A 2,276-nucleotide genomic window follows, 5' to 3' on the forward strand; every position below is an offset into this window, starting at 1 on the left:
GTTACTGTTCACAGGCTATCTTGTAATAAAAGAACCGATGGTGTAAACTTATCTCAAAGTTAACCATCGGTTCTTTATCCTTCGAATATTTGCGATACGTTTTCGAAATAATCATATTCTGACCTTTCACGTATCATAAGTAACACGCTCATGCATTCGCAGAGAGCTTTGATTGATTCGAAACTCCGGAATGACACAGCCTGTACCTGCTTTCGTTTGTACTTTCTTAGAAGTCGTTCAGATAAATTGTTTGTTGTTGGAATCCGATGATCATGAAGGAATAGAAGGTGATTCTTCATATAGTTATCCATTCGAATGGATAAGTTGTATCCTTCTTTGTAATAATCATTGCACGGGATTTCTTCGTATTCCTCCTTTGCCTTTTCTAAAATTTTACGGTAACGGGTTTCGTACTCCGCGACCTTTGCTGTATCACAGCCACATCCGGGATCCAGTCCATTTCGATAGTGGATCATTTCCCGTATCAGCGTATGCATCTGCTTGTTCCAGACTCGGTCTGGTTCATTTTCCATGCTCCCTTTCAGGTAACGCAGAACATGAGCCAGACATTCCTGATGGTTGGATCCATAGTTATAAAATGTCAACTCATGGTCGTGAATTAAAATCCCATGGGAAAGCTCTGCCGGGGTTCCCTTTACTCCTTCATGCCCTTTCTTTTCGCTGGCTGTATACAAAGCTTGTCCATCTGGTTTGGCACAGATAAACACATAGGCGTTTTTTCCGTTAACCCGGGCGTTAGTACAATCCGTATGCAGGATCGGTGCAACAAGCAGCTCAGAGAAAGCTTTCTGCTGATCCACTTTACTTTTTTGTGCAAAAGTCCTGCTGAGTTGATTGACCATACCCTTGGAAATCTGGAGTTTTCCTCCGGTTAGATCCGAAAGAAATCTTCGGCTTTTGTCTATGGAAGTACAGCATTCATTATTAAGCAGGAAAAGGAATGCTTTGATACTGCCCCCATAGTTTACGTCATTGACAATACCTGCAGGGAATTCGGCATGATAGGTTTCTCCTGTTTTCGAATTCCGATAGACATCTGCATAATAATCTGTGACTTCCAGTACCATCTTGATGTTTACAAGCTGTTTTGTGATGGTGTGATTTGTCTTTTTAAAGTCAGGATCATTCAGAATCTCTCTGTCTGGTTGTAAAAGTACAGACGGGCAGGTGGGAGTCTGTCTTTTTCTGCGGTGTCCGGTATGTCCCGGCTGTCCGCCCGGATGTTTCCCAGTTACTTTTCGGTTGTTCGGAACCTTCTTTTTCCGGATTTTCTGGCTGGAAGAAGGAAATGAGGAGTTCTCAAAATCCTGAGAAACCTGTGCCATTAATTTCAGGTTCTTCCCTTTTTCTTCTTCTAAAGCAGCTGCTGCCTCATAAAAACCATGGCGCAGCTCTTTGATTTTGTCCTGTGCATCCCCATAGTTTTCCTCTGCTTTCAAAGCTCTTTTTTCCATCTGTTTTAACCAGTAACGAAGAGCCTTCTCTTTCCGATCTTGTTCTTTTTGGAGGTCTTCAAAAACCTCAAACCACTGATTCCGAACTTCTTTTGTCTCCTGATGCGCTTTCATGAGTTCTCTTTTCAGGGCACGAAGTTCCCGTTCCAGAACTTCTCTTTCTTTTCTCTGCATCTCCTGGATATCCTGGAACTTTTTTCCAGACCGGAATGCCCGAACTTCCGCCTGGGATGCTTTTAATCGATATTCAAGATGGGTGATGTATTCAAAAGAAGGGTTCATAAAGGTTTTCTCTCCCGTTACTGTGGATGAATGACTTTGTCCAGCATGTCAAGCAGGCGGCGGTTCTGCTCTTCCAGAACACGGATAGTTTCTTCCTGCATATCCATGATTTTGCTCTGCTCTGTAATCTGTGCCTGTAATGTATCAAGCAGTTCGTCAAGAGTGAGCCGTTGTTTATCCGATTTTGAGCTCATAAGACATCCTCTCTTTTTCTTTCTATTTTACCAGAATACAGAGATTTTGGCGAATGTCGGGATTTTATGTCTTCGTCATTTTGACTGTGGATAACTCGGATAAATCAGGGAGGTAAAGAAGCAAAATGTAGATATCTTTTCAAAAGAATAGTACTTTAAGAATGAGTTGGAAGTAAAAAGGTAAAAAAATACGCCAGGAGAAAGAGTTATCCACCTCTTCTCCTGAATGTATTTACAGCATCCACATCAGGTGATTTTGAAAAAAATAAATTTCGTCATTTTAACGAAGAGATTTTTTGGGGTTTATGCGGGTGTGAACAGTAAC

At 41.7% G+C, this 2,276-nt stretch carries 2 protein-coding genes; both read right to left on the reverse strand.

The window, feature by feature from the left end; translation table 11 throughout:
- Nucleotides 1-74 precede the first annotated feature (74 nt).
- Nucleotides 75-1,757: an IS66 family transposase gene (locus tag BN3456_RS00560; protein ID WP_089982013.1), complete on the reverse strand. Its 1,683-nt coding sequence runs from the start codon at nucleotides 1,755-1,757 to the stop codon at nucleotides 75-77.
- A 17-nt stretch (nucleotides 1,758-1,774) separates the two neighbouring features.
- A complete protein-coding gene (locus BN3456_RS15760) occupies nucleotides 1,775-1,951 on the reverse strand; it encodes a hypothetical protein (RefSeq protein ID WP_165920922.1) in 177 nt (58 codons plus the stop codon).
- Nucleotides 1,952-2,276: the final 325 nt, after the last annotated feature.

This window comes from Clostridium sp. C105KSO13 (assembly GCF_001517425.1).
In the GTDB taxonomy this organism is placed as follows: domain Bacteria; phylum Bacillota; class Clostridia; order Lachnospirales; family Lachnospiraceae; genus Muricomes.

Coding starts and splice junctions, on each gene's coding strand:
- BN3456_RS00560 (WP_089982013.1), bottom strand. CDS start 1,757: ATGAACCCTTCTTTTGAATACATCACCCATCTTGAATATCGATTAAAA.
- BN3456_RS15760 (WP_165920922.1), bottom strand. CDS start 1,951: ATGAGCTCAAAATCGGATAAACAACGGCTCACTCTTGACGAACTGCTT.